Below are 20,564 nucleotides of genomic sequence, written 5' to 3'. Positions count from 1 at the left end.
GCGTTCGCGCCCCGGGCATGCCCGCGGCCCCCCTGCCGCTCCCTACCCTTCGGTGAAGTAGGCGTACGGCGCCACCGAGACCCCTTCGGAGACCGCGCGTTCGTCGTCCTCACCGGCCTCCGGGTCGAGGTCGCGTGCCCACAACGAGTGCATGGACCACACGGAGAAGCCGGCGTGGAAGTCGTGGCCGATGTCCGAGGGTGTGCTGGAGTGCCCCAGCGCGTGGAGGTCCGCGACGACGTCGTCCAGAAAACGATGCGTCAGCTGGACCCCGTCGTAGTGCGCTTCGGCATCGCCGCCCTCGCCGCTGTAGCCGATCTCCACGAGTTCGACCGTCTCGTCAGCCGCGTAGGTGATCACCAGCGTGGGTGAGGTGGTGTAGACGGCCCGCTGTCCGCCTGGGCCGTGGTACGGGGCCCCGACGCGCTCCTCGACCTGCGAGCGCGGATCGCCGATCCTGACGAGGGCCACGCCCTGTCCTGGAATGATCTCCATGCCGACCATCCTGCCAGCCTGCACAACCGTTCGGGAGTCCGCGGAGAAACCGGAGCGCCGCCGCTCCGTCCGGCAAGGTCTTCGAGCAAGGCTCGGCTTGGGTCAAGCCGTCGTTTCTGGCCCTCGGTTCACTCGGGGCACTCGGTCGGCCGTTGGGTGGTTCAAGCGGCCGTTGGGTGGTTCAGCCGGCCGCTTCGCGCTCGGCGTCGGATGTGGCGCCGAGGTGATCACCGGCGGGCAGTGCGAGCGCCAGCTTGCCTGTGACGCTGCCGTCGAGCAGGTGGCGGACGGCCGCGGCGGTCTCGGCGAGAGGGTAGACACGGTCCACGACAGGGCGGAGCGCGCCCGCGTCGACGAGAGCGGTCAGGTCGCGGAGCCCGTCGGCATGCTCGGAGGCGATGAAGGTGCCCAGGTGACGACTGGTGAACGGTGACAGCAGCTGCGCGCGCAGCTGCCGGTCGGTGCCGCCGAGCCAGCGGCCGTCCGTCTCGCCGCCGGTGATGACCAGCCTGCCGCGGGGTGTGAGGGCCCGACGCAGGTCCCGCAGACATCGGTTGCCCGCGATGTCGACGACGGCGTCGTAGCGTTGCGGGCCGGCGAGGAAGTCCTCGCGCGTGTAGTCGATCACGCGGTCGGCGCCCAGTGCCCGTACGGCATCGAGCTTGGGGGTGCTCGCGACGGCCGTGACACGGGCCCCGAGGAACCGGGCGAGCTGGACGGCGAAGGTGCCCACGCCGCCGGCGGCCCCCGTGATCAGGACCTGCTGGCCCTCCTGGACACGGCCCTTGTCCCGCACCGCCTGGAGTGCGGTGAGCGCGCTGACGGGTACGGTCGCCGCCTCCTCGAAGGTGAGCCCGGCCGGCTTGGGGGCGATCCGGTCGGGCCGCGCGACGGCGTATTCGGCGAACGCGGCGGCAGCCGTGCCGTAGACCTCGTCGCCGGGCGCGAAGCCCGTCACGCCGGAGCCGACCGCCTCGACGACACCGGCGATGTTGCGGCCGGGGTTGGGGAGCTTCGGCCCGCGCAGCCCGCTCACCGGCCGGACCGCGTAGGGCAGGCCGGCCATCAGGTGCCAGGTGCCCCGGTCGACGCTGGAGGCCCGCACCCGGACCAGCACCTCGCCCGGTCCCGCGCCGGGCCGGGCGAGCCGTGCCATGCGCAGCACCGCTTCCGGCTCGGCGCCGTAGCGCTCCTGGACGACGGCGGCCATCGTCCGGGTCCCACCGGTGGTTGCGATCGTCTCGCCCACGTTCCGCATCGTCACTGCCCCCCATCGCATGGCCTCGATACTTACGGTGTAAGCGTTCACTTACGCCGTAAGTACAGCACTTACTGCGTAAGCTCGTCAACGGCGGGAGACCGCGAGAGACCGCGAGAGGAAGTGACCGCCCACCGTGACCCGACGCACCGCCCGGCAGCCGACCGGGCAGCCGACCCGGCAGCCGACCCGCGAACCGCTCACCCGGCAGCGGGTGCTGACCGCCGCCGTCGAGATCGCCGACGCCGGCGGCCTGGGGACGCTCAGCATGCGCAGGCTCGGCGAGGCCGTCGGGGTCGAGGCGATGTCCCTGTACAACCACGTGGCCCACAAGGAGGACCTGCTCGACGGCATGGTCGACCTGGTCTTCGGCGAGGTCGACCTGCCCACGCCGGGGGACGACTGGCGGCAGGCGATGCGGCAGCGGGCCTTCTCCATGCGCCAGGTGCTGTCCCGTCACCGGTGGGCGATCGGGCTGATGGAGTCACGGTCCGCGCCGGGCCCGGCCACCCTGCGCCACCACGACGCCGTTCTCGGCTGCCTGCGCCGGGGCGGGTTCTCCCTCGCCCTGACCGCCCACGCCGTCTCGGTCCTCGACAGCTACATCTACGGGTTCGCCCAGCAGGAGAAGACCCTGCCCTTCGACACCCCGGAGCAGACCGCCGAGTTGGCGGAGTCCATCATGAGCGGCTTCGGCGACGGCGAGTACCCGTACCTGACCGAGATCGCGACCGCCCACGTCATGCGTCCCGGGTACGCCTACGGCGACGAGTTCGCGTTCGGGCTGGACCTCGTCCTCGACGGCCTCCAGCGGGCGGCGGGCTGACGAACCGGCACGGAGGGGCGTGAAGGCTGCCGTGGGCGGCGTGGCACCGCCCGGTCACCTTCGCGGATGACGGGCTGATCCCCCGACAGCAGGTCCTGGCCCGCGGGTCCGCCCGGCCGCTAGGCCGGTTGCCGTCCTCGGAGTGCGTGCCGGAACGGCCCGCCGCAGGATCCTGCTCATGCGGACATCCTCTGAGATACAGCCCTGTTCCCTGCCGGTGCGACGCGGCGGTGCGCGTCATGCCATATCCGTGGCTCTCGCCTGCGGGGTACTGCTGGCCGGCACCGCGGGGTGCGCCGGCACCGGCGGGCACAGGAGCAGCGTCGGTGCCCCCGGTGTCAACAACCCGGCCGCGCCCGGCTCCCCCGGCCCGGAAAGGGGCCCGCGCCTTCCGGGTGTCGGAAACCGCATGAGCAAGCGGGTACCGGCCGGCGCCCACCAGGCCGTGGTCGTCTACGGCGACGGCGCGGACTCCGCCGAGAGCACCGTCGTGCTCTACGAGAAGCAGGGCACTGCCTGGAGACGCAGCGGCAGTTGGCCCGCGCACAACGGCAGGCTGGGCTGGACGACCGACCACCGCATGGACGACGAGCGCAGTCCCGTGGGCGTGTTCTCCCTGACGGATGCGGGAGGGTCGCTCAAGGATCCGGGCAGCCGCTTGCACTACTGGTACGACGACAACGCCTTCGCCTCGATGATCGAGGACGGTGACGAGCACGTCCACGACTTCGACTACGTCATCGCCGTCGACTACAACCGGCTCACCGGTGTCCCGCCGTTCGACTGGAGCCGTCCCGACGGGGTGGAGAAGGGCGGCGGCATATGGCTGCACCTGGATCACGGCGACGGCACGTCCGCCTGTGTCACCGTTCCCGAGTCCGGCATGAAGGCCCTGCTGCACACCCTCGATCCCCGTCTTCACCCCGTCGTGGTGATGGGTGACCGGAAGCGGCTGAGCGCCTGACGACGGGCCCGTGCCCCCCGAGGTTCGCCGGGACCGTTCCGTCTCGCGGAGGCGGCCGGGCAACGGGGGTGGCAGGCCAGGCGGATACGGGGCGGCAACGAGGGCGCATCGGGTGGGCGGCGGCGCTGCCGCCCGGCGGTGCCCGCCCCTACCATCCGGGATCAGGGGGTCCGTGCGCCCTCCGGGCAGGGGGGAGCTGTGCGGCCGACCACTTCACGGCCGGTGTTCCGGCGCTTCTTCGGCGCCGTCCTGGTCGGCGTCGCTCTGGCGGCGACCTCCGGGTGCACGGTGCCCGTCGACGCCGTCGCCGGTGTCTCCGTGACCGGCGACGGGCATCTGCTCGGCGTCATGATGATCTGCGGGCATCACATCGACGGCGCGACCCTCTACGTGGACAACGCCGACCCCGACAAGGCGGTGAAGGCCGGCGAATGGACGTCCGACCGCTCCCTCAAGTCCGGTCTCGTCATCTGGTCCCTCGATTCCCCGGGCGCCGGCTGGACCACGACCCGGGCTCTCCGTCCGCTCACCGCCGGAACCACCTACACCCTGTACGGCTGGACCAAGGACAACTCCTGGTCGGCGGGCAGCGTCTCCTTCACCCGGGCCGACCGGGACCGGCTCGCTCCGGGAGAGGTCCTCTACGACAACATCTCGGACGACGGCGACGAATCCGTGATCGCCGTCCCCATGACGCAGTTCAAGGCCACGGCCTGCCGGGGCATGTGACGCCACGGAGCTTCCGGCCGGGCCGGGACACTCCCGTTGCCGGCCGGCTGCAGCGGGGTCCCGCGCCTTCTCCCGGAGGGGACCGGCGGCCCGGCGGCGCTACGCTGCTGCTTCATGCAGGGGACACGCCTCGACACCGCTCGGATCCGGGCGGCTCGCCGGGTGATCGACCCGGTTTTTCTGGACACTCCGCTGTACCGCTGTGAGGCGCTGGAACCCGTCCTCGGATGCGCGGTGAGCGTCAAGCTCGAAACGGCGAACCCGGTCCGCAGCTTCAAGGCCCGCGGCACCGAGGTGGTCGCGAGCCTGCTCGTCGAGCGCGGGGTGCCGGCCGTGGTGTGTGCGAGCGCGGGCAACCTCGGCCAGGCCCTCGCCTGGTCCGGTCGCGTCCGAGGACTCGACGTGACCGTCGTGGCCTCGCGCTTCGCGACCGCGGCCAAGCTCGACCGCATCCGCGCGCTGGGCGCCGGGCTCGAACTGGTCGACGGCGACCACGAGACGGCCCGCGAGCGGGCGGCGGCCATCGCGCACCGCGACGGCATCCGGCTGGTCGAGGACAGCCTGGACATCGAGACCTGCGAGGGCGCGGCGACCATCGGCCTGGAACTGGTCGGCACCGCGCCGTCGTTCGACGCCGTCCTGATCGCGCTCGGCGGCGGGGCGCTGGCCACCGGTGTGGGGCACGTGGTGAAGGCCGCGGCGCCCGGGGTCGAGGTGATCTGCGTCCAGCCGCTGGGCGCGCCGGCGATGACGCGCTCGTGGCGCGAGCGGCACGTGGTCACCACGGACTCGGCCGACACCATCGCCGACGGCGTCGCCGGCCGGCACCCCGTCCCTGCGGTCCTGGACGACCTTCTCCTCGTCGCCGACGACGCCGTCCTGGTCCGGGAGGAGTCGATCGTCGCCGGTATGCGGATGCTCCTCCACCACGCCGGCCTCGTCGTGGAGCCGTCGGCCGCGCTCGGCATCGCGGCGGTCCTGGAGGACCGCGACCGCTTCACCGGCCGGCACGTGGTCACCATCGTGTGCGGCAGCAACGTCGACGTGGACGCCTACCACCGCTGGGTCGGCGCCGCTCCCGTCCACGGGTCCTGACGCGGTGCGCCGCGCCCGACGGCGTGCGTCCTTGCGGCAGCGGGAGCACCCCCTGCGCCGGTGTCCGCCACCGCCGCCGCCCAGTGCGTCGGTCCCCGTCATGACACGGCCCGGCGCCGCGCGGAGCCTCGTGCGAGGCCTCCGCGTGCCACCGGACCGTCCGGTCGTCAGCCCTCCGTGCGGACGGGCAGCTTCCAGCCCGGGCGCGGGAAGTGGCAGGTGTAGCCGTCCGGGTAGCGCTCCAGGTAGTCCTGGTGCTCGGGCTCGGCCTCCCAGAAGGGGCCGACCGGCTCCACCTCGGTGACGACCGGGCCCGGCCACAGACCGGAGGCGTTCACGTCCGCGATCGTGTCCTCGGCGATCCGCTTCTGCTCGTCGTCGACGTAGTAGATCGCCGAGCGGTAGCTGAGGCCGATGTCGTTGCCCTGGCGGTTCCTGGTGCTCGGGTCGTGGATCTGGAAGAAGAACTCCAGGAGGGCGCGGTAGTCGGTCTTCTCCGGGTCGAAGAGGATCTCTATGGCCTCCGCGTGCGTGCCGTGGTTGCGGTAGGTCGCGTTCGCCACGTCACCCCCGGTGTAGCCGACCCGGGTCGCCGTCACTCCCGGCTGCTTGCGGATCAGGTCCTGCATCCCCCAGAAACACCCGCCCGCCAGCACGGCCCTCTGCGTCTGCACGGTCATCGCGACCCCTCCAGTTCTCGTCGGCCCGGTCGCCCGGGCTCCTCGGCTCGCGCACCGGCGGCGTCCGATGCTCACCCTCCTCAACGCGTGAGGGTTCCTGGCGATTCCGTCACCGGGGCCGGGTCGTCGTCGAAGGTCATCTCCGGCGGGGCCTTGCGGAAGCCCCTGGTGAGGTAGGCGAGGTAGCAGACGCCGAGGGCCAGCCAGATCAGGCCGAGGGTGCGGGCCCGGTCGTCGAGGTGGCACAGCAGCCACACGTCGACGACGGCGCCGACCGCCGGGAGCAGGACGTACGACCAGACGGCGGGACGGCGCCCCGCGCGGCGCTCGCGGACGTAGGTGGCGATGACGGAGAGGTTGACGAAGGTGAAGGCGGTGAAGGCGCCGAAGTTGATGAAGGAGGTGGAGGTGGCGACGTTCAGGCGCAGCGCGATCAGGCCCACCGCACCGGCGAGGAGGATGTTCACGGCGGGGGTGCGGTACTTGGGGTGGATGCTGCCGAAGACCTTCCTGGGCAGTACCGAGTCGCGGCCCATCGCGTAGAGCAGCCGTGCCGTGCTGGCCTGCGCCGCGATCCCGGAGGCGAACTGCGCGACGATCAGGCCGGCCAGGAACACGGAGGAGAACAGGTCGCCGCCGACCGCCTTGGCGATCTCGAACGCGGCCGAGCTGGAGTCGGTGAACGCGTACCCGGGGTGGGCGAGCTGGGTGGCGTAGGCGACGACGACGAAGATGCCGCCGCCGATCAGCGCGGTCAGCAGGATGGCCCGGGGGATGGTGCGCTGCGGTTCGACGGTCTCCTCGGTCAGCGTGGTGACCGCGTCGAAGCCGAGGAAGGAGTACGCGGCGATGGCGGCGCCCGCGGAGACGCCCGCGAGGCTGGTGGCGTGGTTCGCGAACGGCGTGGTGCTGACGATCGCGGCCGCTCCCTGGTGCTGGACGACGTGCCGCAGACACAGCAGCGCGAAGATCGCGACGACCAGGACCTGGAAGACCATCAGCAGGTCGTTGACCCGTTCCGCGGTCTTGATGCCCCGGACGTTGAGCGCGGTGGTGACGGTGATGAACGCGATGATCCACACCCAGAACGGGACCGAGGGGTACTGCGCCTGGAGGTAGGCCCCGCCGATGAGCCAGATGACCATGGGCAGGAAGAAGTAGTCCAGCAGGGTGGCCCAGCCGACGAGGAAGCCGATCCGGGAGTCTATGGAGCGCCGTACGTAGGTGTACGCGGACCCGGCGACGGGGTGGGCCGCGGCCATCTTCCCGTAGCTGTGGGCGGTGAAGAGCATGGCGCCGAGGGCCAGCAGGTAGGCCGTCGGGACCGAGCCGTGGGTGCTGTCGGCGACGACGCCGTAGGTGCCGAGCACGATGATCGGGGCCATGTAGGCGAGCCCGAAGAGGACGACGGATCTGAGGGTCAGGCTGCGGGTGAGGGTGGGCGGGGCGGCGGGAGCGGACATGGCGTTCCTTGCGGGGAAGGGGCGGGACGGGGCGGGGAGGGAGCAGGGGCGGGGACGGGGGTGGGTCAGTTGCCGGCCGGGCGCCAGCGGCGCGGGTCCAGGCGGCCGTCGTAGAGCGGGAGGTCGATGGGGGCGTCGGCCTCGGTGAACTGGTCCCACATGCGGTTGAGGCCTGCGGTGCCGAAGGTCCGTACGCGGGTCACGTCGTCCAGGTCGAGGACGTCGGTCAGCACGGTGGGCGCGGAGTCGGGGGATTCCACGCGGACGCGTCCCTCGGGGTCGACGACCAGGCTGCGCCCGGTGCCGACGGGGCCCGCGGTGTTGACGCTGACGACGTAGACCTGGTTGACGATGGCGTTGGCCCGGGCCAGGACGAGTTCCTGGGCGCGGTCGGCCGAGGTGGTCATGACCGGGTTGACGATGACCTCGGCGCCCATCCAGGCGAGGTGCCTGGCCACCTCCGGGAACCAGGCGTCGTAGCAGATGGCGAAGCCGACGCGGCCGGTGTCCGGGAGGTCCAGGACGACGAAGCGGTCGCCGGGGGCGTAGGGCTCGAAGGGCCGCCACGGGAAGACCTTGCGGTAGTGGGCGGCGAGCCGTCCCTCGGGGGAGAAGGCGAGGGCGGTGTTGAAGAGCTCGCCGGCCGGGCCGCGCTCGCAGACGGTGCCCGGGAACAGCCAGACGCCCAGGTCGCCCGCGAGCTCGGCGAGCTGGCGCACCCGGGGGCCGTCGAGCGGCTCCGCCGCGGCCGCCAGCCGGCTCTCCGACTCGGCGGGCGGGCCGTCGGTGCCGCACAGGTGCAGCTCCGGGTAGGCGACGAGGCGGGTCTGCGGGAAGCGTGCCAGCACTCCCGCGACGTCTTCGGCGAAGCCGGACAGCGGGTCGGTGGCCGGGCGGGGCGGGGCCTGGACCAGGGCGACGGGGAGGGGTCGGGGCATGGCCAGGAAATTAACTCAATATGAGCCCTTATACAATGGGCTCATTATGAGCAGTTTTACTGGCCGCTACATTGAAGGCATGACCGGCACCCCGCACGGATCCGCGCCCGCGCCCTCCGAGGCGCCCCCCGGGGGAACCGTCCTCGCCCTCAACTCGCCCAAGCTGAACGGGATCCGCCGGCTCACCGCGCTGGACACGGTGCGCGCCAGGATCGCCATGGCGGTCGATCTCGGGCTGCTCTCCCCCGGTGAGCGGCTGCCCCAGACCGACGCCATAGCCGAGGCGCTCGGCGTCGGGGAGATCACCGTGCGCCGCGCGCTCAGCTCGCTGTGCGCGGACGGCGTCCTGGAGCGCAGGCGGGGCCGCAACGGCGGCACGCTGGTCGCCGAGCAGCCGGCCCGGGGGGCCGTCGACGCGGCCGAGGCGTACCACGGGCAGACCGCCGAGGTGCACCGCCTGATCGACGACCGGACCGTCCTGGAGTGCGGGATCGCGCATCTCGCCACCCGCAGCGTGACCGCCGCGGCCCTCGACGAGCTCGACCTGCTGGTCGAGGCCATGGACCGGGCGGAGAGCTGGGCGGAGTTCCACTCCTGCGACGAGCGGTTCCACCTCGCCGTGGCCCGCGCCACCGGCCTCGACGCCGGCGTGCAGACCTACGGGACGGTGCTGCGCCGGCTCTACGCGTACTACCTCCCCTACCCCCTCGCCGCCCTGCGCGAGTCCAACGACGAGCACCGGGCCCTGGTGGCGGCGCTCCGCGCGGGTGACGCGGCCGGGGCGGCCGACATCGCCCGCCGTCACGTGGAGACCCTGCACCGGACGATGTTCGTGGGGCTCGTGCGCTGAGCGCTCCGCTGGAAGTGCCGCGACACGCTGTCCGCCGACTGCGGCGCCGTCGTGGCTGGAGCCGCATACGGATACGCACCGATATTCGGTTGCCGGGACGCGCCCCCGCGGGCTCAATGGCCTACATGGCCGACATCCAGGGCTCGTACGACGAGCTGTTCACCGCCGTGCCCTCCATGCTCGCCGGATTCGCCGACGACGGCGACGTGGGCGGTGCCGTGGCCGTCTTCGTGGACGGGAAACCGGTGGTGGACGTGTGGACCGGGTTCGCCGACGCCGGGCGGACCCGGGCATGGGAGCGGGACACGATCGTCAACGTGTTCTCCGTGACCAAGACGATGACCGCGCTGTGCGCGCTCGTCCTGATCGACCGGGGGAAGCTGGATCCGGACGCGCCGGTCGCCCGCTACTGGCCCGAGTTCGCCGCGGCCGGCAAGCGGCACGTGCTGGTGCGGCATCTGCTGTCGCACACCGCCGGGCTGCCCGACTGGGAGGGACCGGTCGAGGAGCTGTACGACTGGCCTGCCGCCACGGCGCGGCTCGCCGGGCAGGCCCCGCGGTGGGAGCCGGGGACCGCGGCCGGGTACCACTCGCTCACCCAGGGGTTCCTGGTGGGCGAGGTGCTGCGCCGGATCACCGGGCGGACCGTGGGCGAGTTCTTCGCCGCGGAGGTGGCCGGGCCGCTGGGCGCGGACTTCCACCTCGGCCTCGGCCCCGGGCACGACCACCGGGTCGCGCTGACCGTGCCGCCGCCGGGCAGGGACGAGGACTACACGGCGAGTGCGGCGAACCGCGACGCGGCCGCCGCCCCCACCACCGCCACCGCCCTGCGCGTCCGGGACGGCAACGGCCTCGCCTGGCGCCGCGCGCAGATTCCCGCGGCCAGCGGCTACGGCAACGCCCGCTCGGTCGCCCTCGTCCAGTCCCTGCTCGCCTGCGGCGGAGCGGTCGGCGGGGTGCGGGTGCTGTCCCCGGAGGGGTGCGAGCGGGCGCGGGACCTCCAGTTCGAGGGCGAGGACCGCGTCCTCGGCATGCCGGCCCGGTACGGCCTCGGCTACGGCCTCTTCGGCAGCGCCCTCGGCTGGGGCGGCTGGGGCGGCGCGCTGGTCTGGGTCGACCCGGACGAGCGACTGGCGCTGGCGTACGTGACGAACCAGATGCGCGAACCCGCCACCGACCAGCGGGGCATCGAGCTGGTCATGGCCGCCCAGGACGGACTCAAGGGGCTGCGGGCGACATGAGCGGCGGGATCTCCCTCGTCGGCGGCGGCTGGGACGCGCCCGAGGTGTACGGCCCGTTGCTGCGGGCCGCGGGCGGCGGCCGGATCGGGTGTGTCGTGGTCGACGAGGGCGACGGGGAGGAGCAGTTCGCGCGGTACGCGGAAGCGCTGCGGAACGCGGGGGCGGCGGCGGATGCCGCGGTGCCGCTGCTCGTGCCGCCCGGCGGCCGGATCGAGCCGGACGCGCTGCTGGCAGACGCACCGGCGGGGCTGCTGGTCTGCGGTGGACTCACACCCGCGTACCAGCAGGCGTTCGCCGGATGCGCGGAGCGGCTGACCGGCCTGCTCGCCGAACAGGGCATCCCGTACGCCGGGTTCTCCGCCGGTGCCGTGCTCGCCGCCCGGCGGGCCGTGGTCGGCGGCTGGCTGGCGGACGGTGTGCCGGTCTGCCCGCCGGACACCGCGGAGGACCTCGAAGAGGTCGAAGTAAGAGCGGGCCTGGGTCTCGTGCCCTTCGCGGTGGACGTGCACGCGGCCCAGTGGGGCACCCTGGGACGGCTGGTCGCGGCCGTGTCGCGCGGGTCGGTCCGGTACGGCGTGGCGATCGACGAGAACACCGTGCTGGAGGTGACCGGCCGGACCGGCCGGGTCGGCGGGCGCGGGCGCGTCCATGTCGTACGACCGGCGGACGACGGCGGCGCGGCGGCTGCGGTCGTACGGTCGTACGCGCCCGGTGAGTCCGTGCCGCTGGGTCAGCCGCCGCTGCCGTAGGGGCGGGTGAGGATCTCCAGGCGGTGGCCGCTGGGGTCGTCGAAGTAGGTGCCGCGGCCGCCGTCGTTGGTGTTGACCTCGCCGGGACGGCTGTGGTGCGGGTCGGCCCAGTAGCTGAGGCCGGCCTCCCGGACGCGGGTGAAGATCTCGTCGAAGTCGTCCTCGGAGACCAGGAAGGCGTAGTGCTGGGGCGGGATGTTCCCGGGGGTGTCCATGTAGTCGAGGGTGACGCCGTTGGGCAGCGCGACCGGGACGAACGGGCCGTACTCCGGGCTTACTTCGAGACCGAGGATGTCGGCGAGGAACCTTGCCGACGCGTGCTTGTCGTGTGCGGCGACGATGGTGTGGTTCAGGTTCACGGTCATCGTGGGACCTCCTCCCGTCCAACGTACTCCCGGCACCAGCTAAGGTAAGGCTCGCCTTAGTCGTTAATCGGGAGAGTCAGTCGTGCGTGCGTTGAGGTTGAGGGCCGTCCTGGCCGTGTCCGCCGTGTCCGTGGTGGGCGGCCTGCTGGCCGGCTGCTCGTCGTCCGGCGGTGACGACGGTGCCGGTACCGCCGCCCACGGCGACGGAACCGTGAACAAGGTCGCCGGCGCCTCCGAGGGCCCGTCCGCCGCGCCGAGCGCGCTCGCCGACGGGATGGGCTCCGACACCGACACCGACGGCGTCTTCCCGCGCACGGTCACCCACTTCGAGGGGAAGACCACCATCAAGGCCGAGCCGAAGCGGATCGCGGTGCTCAGCACCGGGCAGCTCGACGACCTGCTCACTCTCGGCATCGTCCCGACCGCCGGCACCCGCGCCGAGAACGCCGGACTCGTCCCCGACTACCTCGCCGAAGCCTTCCCGCAGTACAGGAAGAAGCTCGCCGCGATGACCGACGCGGGCACCCGCCAGTCCCCCAACCTGGAGTCCCTGGCCGCCGCCAGGCCCGACCTGATCCTGGTCAACGACTCGCTCGGCGACCTCTACCCCCAGCTGTCGAAGATCGCGCCCACCGTGGTCACCGCCGGCCAGGGCATCAACTGGAAGCGCGACCTGCTGCTGGTCGGGGACGCGGTCGGCGAAGGACAGCAGGCCCAGGAACTCCTCGACGACATCGTCGGCAACGCGAAGGCGAGCGGCTCCGCCGTCGACGGCTCGGCCACCGTGTCCATGGTCCGCTTCACGCCCGACCGCACCCGGATGTTCGGCGTCTCCTCCTTCACCGGCTCGATAGCCGTCGACATGGGCCTGTCCCGCCCCAAGTCGCAGCAGTTCACCGCGATTTCGCAGGACATCAGCGCGGAGAAGGTCGACACCGCCGACGCCGACTGGATCTTCTACTCCGTGCAGGGCGACGCGCAGAAGACGGACGCGGCGACCGTGCTCGCCGGGCCGCTGTGGAAGTCCCTGAAGGCGGTCGGGGCCGGGCACGCCGTGCAGGTCGACGACGACCCGTGGTACCTCAACGCCGGTCCCACGGCCGCGCGTCTGGTCGTACGGCAGCTCGCCGAGCACCTCCGGTAAGTGCGCCGCGCCCTGCTCTGGCCGACGGCCGCCCTCGTGGTGGCCGTCGTCGCCGTGCTCAGCCTCGCCGTCGGCACCCGGGCCGTACCGCCGGCCACGGTGTTCGACGCCCTCCTGCACGGCGGGTCCTCCCCCGACGCGCTGGTCGTCCGCTCCCTGCGCCTGCCCCGCACCGAGGTCGGCCTCACCGCGGGCGCGGCGCTCGGCCTCGCCGGCGCCACCCTCCAGGCGGTCACCCGCAACCCGCTCGCCGACCCCGGCATCCTCGGCCTGAGCCAGGGGGCGGCCGCCGGGGTCGTGCTCGCCATCGTCCTCGGCGGCTCCGGGTACGGCTTCGGGGCCTACGTCTGGTACGCCTTCACCGGCGCCGTCCTCGCCGCGTGCCTGGTGTACGGCGTCGCGGCGCGCGGGCGCGGCGGAGCCTCCCCGGTGAAGCTGGCGCTGGCCGGCACCGCCCTGTCCGCGATGACCGCGGGCGCCACGACGGTCGTCCTCACCTCCAGCTCCGCCACCCTCGACCAGTTCCGGTTCTGGCAGGTGGGGGCGCTCAGCGGGCGGGACGCGGGGACGGTCGTACGGATGCTGCCGTTCCTGGCGGCGGGCGCCGTGCTGGTGCTGGCCTGCGCCCGCGGGCTGGACGCGCTGGCGCTCGGCGACGAGACGGCGCGGGCACTGGGGCACCGGGTGCATGTCGTACGGGGGTGCGCGGCACTGGGCGCGACCCTGCTGACCGCTGCCGCGGTGGCGGCGGCCGGGCCGATCGCATTCGTGGGGCTGGTGGTGCCGCATCTGGCGCGGCGGCTGGTCAGGGGCGGGGGCTACGGGCGGGTGCTGCCGCTGTCGGCGCTGCTGGGAGCGGGGTTGCTGGTGGCCGCGGACGTGCTGGGGCGGGTGGTGCGGGCTCCTGCGGAGGTGCCGGCGGGTGTGATGACGGCGTTGGTGGGGGTGCCGGTGCTGGTGGCACTGGTACGGCGGAAGGGGGCCGTGACGTGAGGCGCACCCGGGGCTGGGGACGGGGGGTGGGGACGCTCACCGGCGCTGGCCGGGTGCCTCCCCCAGCCTTCGGCCGGGGGGACCCCCAGCGCCCACCCGTGCCGCCCTGCGGCACGCCTGCCCGCAGCTGGGTAGCTGTGAAGCGCCCCGTAAGGGGCGCGGGGAACTGCGCGACCAGCCCCCGACGGCCCGCAGTCGTAGTACTACGGCCGCACCCCCGCTTCTCCCTCGTCCTCCACAAGCGTTCGATCCTCGTCGCCCTCGTGCTGCTCACCTTCCTCGCCCTCGCCATGGCCGCCTCCGCCTGCGTCGGCCAGACCTACATCTCCCCCGCCGACGTCTGGCGCACCCTCCGCGGCGAGCAGACCCCCTACGGCCTCGTCGTGAACGAGCTGCGCGTCCCCCGGATCGTGCTCGGCGCTCTCGTCGGCGGGGCGCTCGGGCTCGCCGGGGCGCTCGTGCAGACCGTCACCCGGAACCCGCTCGCCAGTCCGGACGTCATCGGCGTCGGGCACGGCGCCGCCGCCGCGACCGTGCTCGCGCTGGCCACGGGGACCGTCGCGTCGCCGTCCGCGATGCCCGCCGTGTCCGTGGCCGGCGGCCTCGCGGCCGCCGCCCTCGTCTACGCGCTCGCCTGGCGCCACGGCATGCAGCCCAGCCGCTTCGTGCTCACCGGCGTCGGTATCGGCGTCGCCCTCTCCGCCGTCGTCCAGCTGTATCTCACCGACAGCGAGCTGGACGCCGCCGAGCAGGTCAAGCTGTGGCTGACCGGCAGCCTGAACGGGCGGGGCTGGGAGCAGGCCGGGCCGCTCGCCGTCGTCCTCGTGCTCGCCCTGCCGGGGCTGGTGTGGGCGGCCCGGGCGGCGCGGCCGCTCGGGCTCGACCCGGACACCGCCGCCGCCCTCGGCCTCCGCGTCGACCGGGCCCGGCTCGGTCTCACCGCTCTCGGCGTCATGCTCGCCGCCACCGCGACCGGTGCCGCCGGGCCCATCGGGTTCGTGGCGCTGACCGCTCCCCAGCTGGCCAGGCGGCTCACCCGCACCCCTCAGCTGCCGCTGGTCTGCTCGGCGCTGACGGGCGCACTCGTGCTGGTGGCCGCCGACCTGGTGGCCCGCACCCTGGTCCCTCCGCTGGAGATCCCGGTGGGTGCGCTGACCTCCCTGGTCGGCGGCCCCTATCTGCTGTACCTCCTCGGCCGCAGGCCGAGGCCGTGACTCAGATCGTCGCCGTGTCGATCACGAAGCGGTAGCGGACGTCGCTGTTGACGACCCGCTCGTACGCCTCGTTGATCTGGTCGGCGCCGATGAGTTCGATCTCGGCGCCCAGGGTGTGCTCGGCGCAGAAGTCGAGCATCTCCTGGGTCTCCGCGATGCCGCCGATGCCGGAGCTGCTCAGGCTGCGGCGGTTGCCGAAGACCGAGGAGAGCAGGATGTGCACCGGCTCCTCCGGGATGCCCACGTTGACCATGGCGCCGTCGGTCTTCAGGAGCGACAGGTAGGCGTCGAAGTCGAGCGGGGCGGACACCGTGTTGAGGATGATGTCGAAGGTGCCCGCGAGATCGGCGAAGGTCTGCGGGTCGCTGGTCGCGAAGTAGTGCGTGGCGCCCAGCTTCAGGCCGTCGTCCTTCTTGCGGAGGGACTGGGACAGGACGGTGACCTCCGCGCCCAGCGCGGCGGCGATCTTCACGCCCATGTGGCCCAGGCCGCCGAGGCCGACGACCGCGACCTTCTTGCCGGGACCGGCGTTCCAGTGCTTGAGCGGGGAGTACGTGGTGATGCCGGCGCAGAGCAGGGGGGCCGCCACGACGAGGGGGAGGCCGTCCGGGATGCGGACGACGTAGCTCTCGTCGACGACGATCTTCTGCGAGTAGCCGCCGTAGGTGGGCTGCCCGTCCTTGCCGACGGCGTTGTACGTCCAGGTCGGGCCGCCGCCGGTGCAGTACTGCTGGAGACCGGCCTTGCAGTTGTCGCACTCACGGCAGGAGTCGACCATGCAGCCGACGCCCACCCGGTCCCCCACCGCGTACTTCGTGACACCGGGGCCGACCTCCGAGACGACGCCCGCGATCTCGTGACCGGGCACCATCGGGAAGATCGCCGTACCCCAGCCCTCGCGGGCCTGGTGGATGTCGGAGTGGCAGATACCGGCGAACTCGATGTCGATGAGGACGTCGAACTCGCCGACCGCGCGCCGCTCGATCGTGGTCCGCTCCAGCGGGGCCTTCGCGGCAGGCGCGGCGTAAGCAGCAACAGTGGTCATGAGGGGGGTTCTCCTAGAGGTGTCTTCGCACCCGGTCGCCTTCTGCCGTCCCGGGCACGTTTCCAGGCTCCTCCACGCTACGTCCGTCACCCAGCCCCCGCCTCTGCGTACGTCTGCCGTGCCTACCACTGGCGGGATCAGGTTCCGGTGCGTACGACCGTGAATACTGGATGTATGGAAGACCAGCCCCTGCCCCCCACCTCCGCCTCCCCGTCCCTGGACCGGCGTGCCGAGCTCAGCGAGTTCCTGCGCACCCGGCGGGCCCGGCTGCGCCCCTCGGACGTGGGGCTGCCGGACTTCGGGCGGCACCGCAGGGTGCCGGGGCTCAGGCGCGAGGAGCTGGCGCAGCTGGCCGGGGTGTCGGTGGCGTACTACACCCGCCTGGAACAGGGCAACGGGCGGAACGTGTCGGTGGAGGTGCTGGACTCGATCGCCCGCGCGCTGCGGCTCACCGACGCCGAGCACGCGCATCTCACCCACCTCGCCAAGGGCAAGCAGCACAAGAAGAAGGCGTCGGCGCGGCCGCAGCAGGTGCGGGCGTCGCTGGGGCAGCTGCTGGAGTCGCTGGAGGGCGTGCCGGCGTACATCGTGGGGCGGCGCTCGGAGATCCTGGCGTGGAACCCGATGGCGGCCGCCCTCTTCGGCGACTGGGCGGAGCTGCCGGTGGCGGAGCGCAACTGGGCCCGGCTGACGTTCCTGCGGCCCGGCTACCGCGAGCTCTTCGTCGACTGGGAGCAGAAGGCGATCGACATCGTCTGCCAACTGCGGATGGACGCGGGCTGCTACCCGGACGACAGCCGGCTCTCCGCGCTGGTCGGCGAGCTCTCGGTGAAGAGCGAGGAGTTCCGGCGGCTGTGGGCGACCCACGACGTCAAGGAGAAGTCGTACGGGGTGAAGCGGATGCACCATTCGCTGGTGGGTGAGCTGTCCCTGAACTACGAGTCGTTCCGGATGCCGGGCGACCAGGACCAGACCCTGATCACCTACCACGCGGAACCGGGCTCCCCGTCGGCCGAGGCACTGCGCCTGCTGGCCAGCTGGGGCACGGACGCCACCCGGGTCGCGCCCACGGCCTGAGGGCCCGCATGGAGAACGGCCCGCCGGAAGCCGCGCTTCCGACGGGCCGCTCGCTGGGGTGCTACTCAGCGGCCACGGCTCACTTGCCGTAGTACGCGTCGTAGATCGAGACCGTCGACTTGTTGCCCTTCTTGTCGGCGATCGCGGCGCGGAAGGAGACGGCCTTGCCCTTGGCCGGGTTCTTGACGGTGATCTTGCCGTGGGCGACCGTCACCTTCCGCCAGTTGCGGCCGTGGTCGTAGGACACGTAGACCGTGAGGGACTTCAGGTTGCGGCCGGCGGCGGAGCCCTCCACGGTGACCGGGAAGGTGACCTTCTTGCCCGCCGCGACGCGGCTGTCCAGTCCGGTCTTGGCGCCGAAGTGGACGGTGGAGGCGGGCAGCTGGGCCAGCGGGGTGCTGCTGCCGGGCTTCTTCGAGCGGAAGGTCCAGCTCGCGTCGATCCGGGTGGAGGCGGCGGCGACCCCGGCCGAGCGGACCACCGAGGTGGTCAGCTTGTACGAGGCGTCACCTGACGGCACGGTGAACACACCGTCACCGAAGAGCGGGTCCTTGTTGGAGCCGACCTTGGTGCCGTTGCGGTACAGGGTGGTGTTCACCGACAGGAAGACGGAGGACCCGGCGTGCCGGGCGCCGTCGGAGAAGAGCGGGACGATGCCGTAGATCTGGTTGCCGTCCCGGTACAGGCCGTACCCGCTGCCCAGCTCCGGTCCGAAGACGGCCGTGTTGAAGGTGTTCCGGTAGGTCTTGCCGGCCTTGTAGGTCTTCGGGTCGCCCATCGTGTAGTAGGCGTCGACGACCGGCAGGCCCTGGGCGTCGTGGCCGGAGTACTGCATGGCGTCGAAGGCCCACTGGGCGCCGTCCACGGTGGAGACGTGGAAGGTGCGGGTGCCGGGCAGCTTCTGCTCCACCGCGTCGCCCGCGACGAAGTCGTCGCCGACGACACCCCACGGGGCGACCGAGCCGGTCTTGCCCGGGGCCGAGGCGCCGAAGGCGTTCCTGACCGTGGCGAGCTCGCCGGTCTTGAAGTGCCGGACCTTGCCGCCTTGGAACTTCTTGACCCGGGCGCTGGTGGCGACGTCGTACTCCTCGTTGCCGCCCTTGGTGAACTGGCCGCTCCAGGTCTGGGTCAGACCGCTGACCTCGCCGCCCAGCGGGGCCACCCGGACCTTGTCGAAGCTGTCCAGGGCGATCCCGAACCCGACGCCCGCCGGGTCGTACATGTAGTCGATCGTCGCCATGTGCGGCTTGGCCTGGGCGTCCGGCACGGTGATGTCGGCGGCCTTGGCGGTGCGCGCGTCGACGGTGAGCGTGAGGTCCTTGGTGACGCTCAGCTTCGGGTTGACCAGCCAGTCGACACCGCCGTCGAAGGTGGTGAAGTCCTTGGCTATCAGGGCGTCCAGCAGGTACGTGCCCTTCGGCACCCGGAACGTGACGGTCCCGGTGGCGGAGACCGGCACGACGTAGTCACGGCCGTTGCCGAGGCCCGAGTAGTTCACGAGGTCGGTGCTGTAGACACCGGTCGGGTTGCCGTCGCGCCCGATGTGCTTGACGGTGACGTCGTACGACTGCACCTCGCGCTGGACCGCGGCCGCCGTGCGGATGCTCTGGCCGCCGCCGGTCGCCGTGACGTACGCCGAGTAGGCGCCGTCGAGGGTGCCGCCCAGCTTGGTGTCGACGGTGAGGCCGACGGAGGCCGTGCCGCCCGCCGGGACGGTCACCTGGGTCGCGCCGAGCTTGAAGAAGCCGGCCGGGGCCGCCGCGCCCTTGGGGTCGGTGGCGGACGACGTCAGCGTGAGCGTCACGTCGGCGGTGCCGGTGTTGCGGTAGGTCAGCTGCTTGGTGACCGGGGTGTCGTCGGTGTGCGGCCACTGCTGCACACCGAAGTTCACCGACACCGGGTCGGCGAGCACGGTCTGCCCGATGGCCTTGTCGACGGCGATCCGGCCCGAACCCTGCTGGAACGGCGTGTACTTGCCGCCCTTCGCGGAGCCGGTCAGGGCCGCCTTCAGCTCCTGGTAGCCCCAGTCCGGGTGCTCCTGCTTGAGGATCGCGGCGGCGCCCGCGACGTGCGGGGTCGCCATCGACGTACCGGAGATGGTCAGGTAGCCGGGCGGGTTCTCGCCGACCTCCTGGTCGATGACACTGCCCTTGGCGGCGGCCGCGGTGATGTCGACGCCGGGCGCGGTGACGTCCGGCTTGATGGAGCCGTCGGCCGCGGGGCCGGTGGAGGAGAAGTCGGCCAGCTTGTCCTTGCCGTCGACGGCGCCGACGGTGAGCGCGGCGGCCGCGCTGCCCGGCGAACCGATCGACTCGGGGCCCTCGTTGCCCGCGGCGATCGCGAACAGGATGCCCTTCTCGGTGGAGAGCTTGTTGACCTCGGCTTCGAGCGGGTCGATCTCCGGGGTGTCGTAGCCGCCGAGGCTGAGGTTGACGATGTCGGCGCCCTCGGCCGCCGCCCACTCCATGCCGGCGAGGATGCCGGAGTCGTCACCGGAGCCGGTGTCGTCCAGGACCTTGCCGTTGAGGATCTTCGCGCCGGGCGCGACACCCGTGTACTTGCCGTGCGACTTGGCACCGGTGCCCGCCGCGATGGACGCGACGTGCGTGCCGTGGCCGAAGTGGTCGGTGGCGTCGGCGGCCGCGCTGAAGTTCTTGGACTCGATCACCTGGTCCTTGAGGTCCGGGTGGGTCGCGTCGACACCGGTGTCCAGGACGGCGATCTTGACGCCCTTGCCGTTGTAACCGGCCTTCCACGCCACGGGCGCGCCGATCTGCGGCACGGACTTGTCCAGGCTGGCCTTGCGGACGCCGTCGAGCCAGACGTGCGCGATACCGGCGGCGGCCTTGTCGCCGTTGGTGACCGCGTCCCACAGCTCGGGCGTCTCCTTGACCGGGGTCTGCACGGCGTCCGCGTTCAGCGTCTTCAGGCTGTGCCGCAGGGTGCCCGCGTCCCGGACGTCGGCCTTGGTGGCGGTGGCGGCGCCGCTGTACCCGACGATGACCTTCAGGCCGTTCTTCTGCGCCTTGCGTATCGCGGCCTTGTTCAGCTCGGTGACGTCGAAGAGCCGCTGGTCCAGCTTGCCGGAGGCCACCAGCTGGACGGCGTCACCGGGGACGACGAGGGTGTGCCCGTCGACCTTGCTGATCCGGAAGGGTATGTGCTGGCGCCCCTTGGCCCGCTCCAGGCCGACGACCCGGCCCTTGGCGTCGAGGGCGACCCGGTCGCCGGTGATCAGGGTGACGTGGTGCTTGGCGGTGAGCGAAGAGGCGGCCGCGGCCGTGGCGGCACGCGATTCCGGCTTCGCCGAGGCCGGGCTGGTCATGCCCGCGGCGAGCGCGACGGCCGCCGCCGTGGCCACCGTGGCCACGGCAGCTCTTTTCACTTGTCTGCGCAAGACTCCCCCAGGAGACGGTGTGCCGGGTGAATTCCCCGTTC

19 protein-coding genes are annotated in these 20,564 nt (G+C 72.3%); 11 read left to right on the top strand and 8 right to left on the bottom strand.

Going from position 1 to position 20,564, the window contains the following annotated elements:
* Positions 1-42: 42 nt before the first annotated feature.
* Both ACFZB3_RS12515 and ACFZB3_RS12510 read right to left on the bottom strand, forming a co-directional pair.
* Positions 43-495, bottom strand: coding sequence for a hypothetical protein (locus ACFZB3_RS12515; RefSeq protein ID WP_391373698.1), 453 nt, complete (start codon positions 493-495; stop codon positions 43-45).
* A 181-nt stretch (positions 496-676) separates the two neighbouring features.
* A complete protein-coding gene (locus ACFZB3_RS12510; RefSeq protein ID WP_391373695.1) occupies positions 677-1,744 on the bottom strand; it encodes a zinc-binding dehydrogenase in 1,068 nt (355 codons plus the stop codon).
* Between the two features lie 145 nt (positions 1,745-1,889).
* Here ACFZB3_RS12510 and ACFZB3_RS12505 point away from each other — a divergent pair, with 145 nt between their 5' ends.
* The 4 genes from ACFZB3_RS12505 to ACFZB3_RS12490 all read left to right on the top strand — a co-directional run bounded on the left by ACFZB3_RS12505 (position 1,890) and on the right by ACFZB3_RS12490 (position 5,367).
* Complete coding sequence (locus tag ACFZB3_RS12505; RefSeq protein ID WP_391373692.1) at positions 1,890-2,579, top strand: TetR/AcrR family transcriptional regulator C-terminal domain-containing protein; 690 nt, start codon at positions 1,890-1,892, stop codon at positions 2,577-2,579.
* Positions 2,580-2,988: 409 nt separating this feature from the next.
* Positions 2,989-3,543: a hypothetical protein gene (locus ACFZB3_RS12500; RefSeq protein WP_391373689.1), complete on the top strand. Its 555-nt coding sequence runs from the start codon at positions 2,989-2,991 to the stop codon at positions 3,541-3,543.
* A 198-nt stretch (positions 3,544-3,741) separates the two neighbouring features.
* Entirely contained in the window at positions 3,742-4,272 is a 531-nt protein-coding gene (locus tag ACFZB3_RS12495; protein ID WP_391373686.1) for a hypothetical protein, read from the top strand.
* Positions 4,273-4,386: 114 nt separating this feature from the next.
* Complete coding sequence (locus ACFZB3_RS12490; protein ID WP_391373683.1) at positions 4,387-5,367, top strand: pyridoxal-phosphate dependent enzyme; 981 nt, start codon at positions 4,387-4,389, stop codon at positions 5,365-5,367.
* A 167-nt stretch (positions 5,368-5,534) separates the two neighbouring features.
* On the opposite strand, the gene msrA is transcribed toward ACFZB3_RS12490, so the two are convergent.
* The 3 genes from msrA to ACFZB3_RS12475 all read right to left on the bottom strand — a co-directional run bounded on the left by msrA (position 5,535) and on the right by ACFZB3_RS12475 (position 8,448).
* Positions 5,535-6,047 carry a peptide-methionine (S)-S-oxide reductase MsrA gene (msrA, locus tag ACFZB3_RS12485; RefSeq protein WP_391373680.1) on the bottom strand — a complete coding sequence of 171 codons (513 nt, stop codon included), beginning with the start codon at positions 6,045-6,047 and terminating at the stop codon, positions 5,535-5,537.
* Positions 6,048-6,127: 80 nt separating this feature from the next.
* Entirely contained in the window at positions 6,128-7,510 is a 1,383-nt protein-coding gene (locus tag ACFZB3_RS12480) for an amino acid permease (protein WP_391373677.1), read from the bottom strand.
* 65 nt (positions 7,511-7,575) lie between these two features.
* Complete coding sequence (locus tag ACFZB3_RS12475; RefSeq protein WP_391373674.1) at positions 7,576-8,448, bottom strand: nitrilase-related carbon-nitrogen hydrolase; 873 nt, start codon at positions 8,446-8,448, stop codon at positions 7,576-7,578.
* A gap of 79 nt (positions 8,449-8,527) precedes the next feature.
* On the opposite strand from ACFZB3_RS12475, the gene ACFZB3_RS12470 reads away from it, so the two are divergent.
* The 3 genes from ACFZB3_RS12470 to ACFZB3_RS12460 all read left to right on the top strand — a co-directional run bounded on the left by ACFZB3_RS12470 (position 8,528) and on the right by ACFZB3_RS12460 (position 11,288).
* Positions 8,528-9,298 carry an FCD domain-containing protein gene (locus ACFZB3_RS12470; RefSeq protein ID WP_391373672.1) on the top strand — a complete coding sequence of 257 codons (771 nt, stop codon included), beginning with the start codon at positions 8,528-8,530 and terminating at the stop codon, positions 9,296-9,298.
* Positions 9,299-9,423: 125 nt separating this feature from the next.
* Positions 9,424-10,539, top strand: coding sequence for a serine hydrolase (locus ACFZB3_RS12465; protein ID WP_391373669.1), 1,116 nt, complete (start codon positions 9,424-9,426; stop codon positions 10,537-10,539).
* The gene (locus ACFZB3_RS12460) at positions 10,536-11,288 is read left to right on the top strand and encodes a hypothetical protein (RefSeq protein ID WP_391373666.1); all 753 of its coding nucleotides are present in this window, start codon (positions 10,536-10,538) and stop codon (positions 11,286-11,288) included. Before ACFZB3_RS12465 ends, ACFZB3_RS12460 begins: the two co-directional genes overlap by 4 nt.
* Here the strand turns inward: ACFZB3_RS12460 and ACFZB3_RS12455 are convergent.
* A complete protein-coding gene (locus ACFZB3_RS12455) occupies positions 11,270-11,653 on the bottom strand; it encodes a VOC family protein (RefSeq protein WP_391373664.1) in 384 nt (127 codons plus the stop codon). The genes ACFZB3_RS12460 and ACFZB3_RS12455 overlap by 19 nt on opposite strands.
* A gap of 91 nt (positions 11,654-11,744) precedes the next feature.
* On the opposite strand from ACFZB3_RS12455, the gene ACFZB3_RS12450 reads away from it, so the two are divergent.
* The 3 genes from ACFZB3_RS12450 (at position 11,745) to ACFZB3_RS12440 (ending at position 15,004) form a co-directional block, all read left to right on the top strand.
* The gene (locus tag ACFZB3_RS12450; RefSeq protein WP_391374074.1) at positions 11,745-12,797 is read left to right on the top strand and encodes an ABC transporter substrate-binding protein; all 1,053 of its coding nucleotides are present in this window, start codon (positions 11,745-11,747) and stop codon (positions 12,795-12,797) included.
* Positions 12,798-13,790, top strand: a complete 993-nt coding sequence (locus ACFZB3_RS12445) for an iron chelate uptake ABC transporter family permease subunit (protein ID WP_391373661.1) — start codon at positions 12,798-12,800, stop codon at positions 13,788-13,790.
* 137 nt (positions 13,791-13,927) lie between these two features.
* Positions 13,928-15,004 (top strand): iron chelate uptake ABC transporter family permease subunit, encoded by a 1,077-nt coding sequence (locus ACFZB3_RS12440; RefSeq protein ID WP_391373659.1) that lies wholly within the window; start codon positions 13,928-13,930, stop codon positions 15,002-15,004.
* A gap of 1 nt (position 15,005) precedes the next feature.
* On the opposite strand, the gene ACFZB3_RS12435 is transcribed toward ACFZB3_RS12440, so the two are convergent.
* Positions 15,006-16,049: an alcohol dehydrogenase catalytic domain-containing protein gene (locus ACFZB3_RS12435; protein ID WP_391373656.1), complete on the bottom strand. Its 1,044-nt coding sequence runs from the start codon at positions 16,047-16,049 to the stop codon at positions 15,006-15,008.
* 174 nt (positions 16,050-16,223) lie between these two features.
* On the opposite strand from ACFZB3_RS12435, the gene ACFZB3_RS12430 reads away from it, so the two are divergent.
* On the top strand, positions 16,224-17,126 hold the full coding sequence (locus ACFZB3_RS12430; protein ID WP_391373654.1) for a helix-turn-helix domain-containing protein: 903 nt from the start codon (positions 16,224-16,226) through the stop codon (positions 17,124-17,126).
* 79 nt (positions 17,127-17,205) lie between these two features.
* On the opposite strand, the gene ACFZB3_RS12425 is transcribed toward ACFZB3_RS12430, so the two are convergent.
* On the bottom strand, positions 17,206-20,451 hold the full coding sequence (locus tag ACFZB3_RS12425; RefSeq protein ID WP_391374071.1) for a S8 family serine peptidase: 3,246 nt from the start codon (positions 20,449-20,451) through the stop codon (positions 17,206-17,208).
* Positions 20,452-20,564: the final 113 nt, after the last annotated feature.

This window comes from Streptomyces sp. NPDC008092 (assembly GCF_042957285.1).
Classification (GTDB): domain Bacteria; phylum Actinomycetota; class Actinomycetes; order Streptomycetales; family Streptomycetaceae; genus Streptomyces.
This window is presented reverse-complemented; position numbering and strand designations above follow the sequence as displayed.